2 protein-coding genes and 1 pseudogene are annotated in these 3,528 nt (G+C 71.2%); all 3 read left to right on the top strand.

Translation table 11 applies throughout. The annotated features are described in order from the left end of the window. Positions 1–1,424 (top strand): hypothetical protein (locus GA0115259_RS28130; protein ID WP_093602241.1); only part of this gene is annotated, 1,424 nt, incomplete at its 5' end. 157 nt (positions 1,425–1,581) lie between these two features. Beyond that, positions 1,582–2,463 (top strand): hypothetical protein, encoded by an 882-nt coding sequence (locus GA0115259_RS28125; protein ID WP_256098175.1) that lies wholly within the window; start codon positions 1,582–1,584, stop codon positions 2,461–2,463. Between the two features lie 50 nt (positions 2,464–2,513). Continuing rightward, positions 2,514–3,528, top strand: a pseudogene (locus GA0115259_RS28120) (hypothetical protein); the annotation flags it as partial.

Raw genomic sequence — 3,528 nt, 5'->3', positions numbered from 1 at the left:
CGCGGCGGCTGCGCGCGCTCGCGTGCACCGCGCCGCTGCACGACCTGGACACCCGCAAGGCCAATCTCGCCGGGGAGTACGCCGTCTACGGAATGGCGGAGGTCGCCCTCGCCGCCATCGATCTCGTCACGCTCAACATGGACTTCGACACCGGCGCCGACCATGAACAGATAGTGGGCCGGCTGCTCCCGCGCGTCGCCGCCCAGGCACCGGGCCGCCCGGCCGCCGAGCACGAGCGGGTCGCCCGCTGGGTGCTGGAGAATCTGATCAACGTCGGCAGCGTGGACCGCGGCTTCCGCGCGGTGTACGGCACCTTCGGCACCGACGGCGTCTACACCCGCAGGGACTACGACTTCAAGCTCATCGAGGAGGTCCCGGGACACGGCGGCAGCGTCTATCTCCGTACGACCGACGAAGCGGTCAACGTCCTGGTCGGCGCGCTCGACACGGATGTCACCAGCGCGCAGATCGCCGCCGAGGTCAAGCTGGAGGTGCTGATCAACCGCGGTCGGCTCGCCGACGCCCAGCTCGCCGCCGAGCAGGCGCGCTACCGCACCGTGCAGTACGCGGAGACGCTGCGCAGGACGCTGGAGGCGACCCGCCGCAATGTACGGGCGGTCGACTGGCTCAACTCCGTTCCCGACATGATCGACGAGGCGCTCGACCATGTGGCCGACCGCTATCGCCACGAGAACGCGATCCTGACCAATATCCGCAAGGCGCGCGATGAGGCCGATACCGGCGCCGATCCCAGAACGGCGGAGCACAAGCGGCGCGCCGCCGAGCTGGTCGACATCGTCAAGGACTGCATCCGTCGGCACACCCAGCTCCAGTCACGGCTGCTGGAGGCGGGCCCGCTGTTCCGCGCGGAGCAGGACAGACAGGCCTTCGCCCGGCCCACGGCCCATACGGGCCTGGATCTCTACGGACAGCTCGTCGCGCCGCTGCTGCCGCTGCCGGTCGAGCGGGCCACGCGCGTGACGGACGCGTTCTTCGCCCGCGGTACCGGGCTGCGGACGCCCACGGCCGTCCGGGTCGGAGATCTGATCGATCTGCTGCTGACGCCACCGGTGGAACGCGAGCATCTGGGCGCGGAGATGCCCGAGCCCGATCTGATCGCGACGCCGGACGACAGCCGCTTCAGCGAGGAGCAGCTCGCGAGCGCGAAGGAGCTGCTCGACCTGGAGCACGACGCGCCACGCCGCCTGTCCGGCCTTCTGGCGGAGGCCCGCCGCCGCGATCCGGAACTGCCGTACCTGGTCGCGCTGCTGGCCATCCACGCCGCGAGCCCACCGGTCGGCACGGCACACCGCCAGGGCGAGGACCGCCTCCTCTTCGCCGTCGATGACGGCACGCCGCTGGAAGACCCGGAATTCGGCGGAGCGGATCTGATAGTGGGCGTCGCGCGGCTGGGGGCGGCGTAATGGGGCCCGGCGTCCTGGCAGCCGTTTTGTCCTCAATCGCCGGACCGGCACAACCCAGCCCGTCCGGCGATCGAGGACGAATCGGCCACCGGACGAACCCGGTGATCCATGCACCCGCGCCCACCACGTACCCCCACAGACCAGGAGCCCGCACCTCGTGAGCGAGCAGTACCCGCCGGAAAGCGGCAGTGGCGCCGAGACCGGCGCCACCCCCGCGCCCCTTACACCCGCAGACGCCGCCGACGCCGCCCGGCTCGTTTCCTTTGGGCTTCAGCCCAAGCTGCTGCCCGCCCGGGACATCGAGTACACCGAACTTCTGCGCCGCTACCGCGAAGACCCCGCCTTCGCGCGCGTCGCCGATGCCGTCGCCACCGGATTCGGCCTGGTCGTGCTGGAGGTCTCAGCTCGCGCGGGTATGGCCGTGACCGCCGGTGAGGACTCGGTCTTCGCGGTGCGTATGGGTGACTATGCCCGCCGCGCCTCCACCGACTCCGCCGACCGCTTTCTGCACGGCCTCGCCCATCTCGCCGTCGCGGCCATGGCGTTCCCGCGGCCCGAGGATCTCGCCGACGACGGTTACATCGGCCGGATCACGGTCAATGGCGTCGACGCGTTCGTACGGCAGGCCTGCCGACGGCTGGAGGAGCGCGCCGAGGCGGAGGGGGAGAACACCGATCCGTCGACCGACGCGCCCGGTCTTGAAGCCGCCTGGCGGATCTACGCCCGGCGCAGCGCCACCGGTGCCACCAAGGACGCCCGCAGGCTCGCCGGATCGACCACCGGCATCGTCGGCAAGGCGGTCGCGTTCCTCACCGACTCCGGTTTTCTCCAGCGCACCGGTGACGACGCCGGAGGCGCGTACCGCACCACGGCCCGCTATCAGCTCCAGGTGCGTGACATGGCAGGCCACGCGGCCATGGCCGAGCTGCTCGAACTGGGCGTCGTGCCCGTCAGCGATGGCTCGGCCACTCTGCTGCCGCCGCCCGAGGGCGACGATCTGGAGCTGGCCGCCGACGCGGGCCTGCCCTTCCACGCCTGACCGCAACCTCCGACCGCCCCCACAAGTCCTCACAACGAGAGTCCGCCGCCATGTACGAGCTGTCCCGGGTCCGCCTCTACTCCATCGGTCCTGCCGGTGCGCGCTATGCCGACACCGTGCTCGATCTGCGCGGAGTGGGCGCTCCCGTGCCGCATCCGGCGCCCACCCAGGCGGAGTTCTTCGAGGAGGAGCCGGTGGGGCCGCCGCGCCGCCCGGCCCCGGCGGGCGTGCTCTTCCTGGAGAACGGCGGCGGCAAGTCCGTACTGCTCAAGCTGATCTTCTCGGTGATGCTGCCGGGACACCGCAACACTCTCGGCGGCGCCAGCTCCGGTGTGCTGCGCAAGTTCCTGCTGGCCGACGACTGCGGCCATGTCGCCCTGGAGTGGCAGCACACGCTCACCGGCGAACTCGTGGTGGTCGGCAAGGCCAGTGAGTGGCGCGGCAGGCAAGTGTCCAGCGATCCCAGGAAGTTCACCGAGGGCTGGTACTCCTTCCGGCCGGGACCGGGGCTGAGCCTGGACTCCCTGCCGGTCGCCGAGTCCACCGCCGTACGGCCGCCCGTCGAGGGCGCCTCGGGCGCGCGCGGCAGGCGCCGCACGATGAAGGGCTTCCGTGACGCCCTCACCGAGGCGGGCAAGTTCTATCCGCATCTCGACATCCACTGGGAGGAGATCCACGACCGCTGGAACGAACACCTCGGCGAACTGGGTCTCGATCCCGAACTCTTCCGCTACCAGCGCGAGATGAACGCCGACGAGGGCGAGGCGGCCGGTCTCTTCGCGGTCAAGAAGGATTCCGACTTCACCGATCTGCTGCTGCGCGCCGTCACCGACACCCGGGACACGGACGGACTGGCCGATCTCGTCGGCGGGTTCGGGAACAAGCTGGGCCGCCGCGCCGAACTCACCGCCGAGCGCGACTTCACCGCGGGCTCGGTCGATCTCCTCGGCCGGATCGTCGAGGCCGCCGAGAGCCGCGCACGGGCCCGGGACATCCACGCGGGCGCCGAGCGCCGCGCCCGTACGCTCGTACGGCGGCTCCAGGCGCGCGCCGCCGAGGAGCGCG

It is taken from the genome of Streptomyces sp. MnatMP-M17 (assembly GCF_900091995.1).
GTDB lineage: Bacteria > Actinomycetota > Actinomycetes > Streptomycetales > Streptomycetaceae > Streptomyces.
This window is presented reverse-complemented; position numbering and strand designations above follow the sequence as displayed.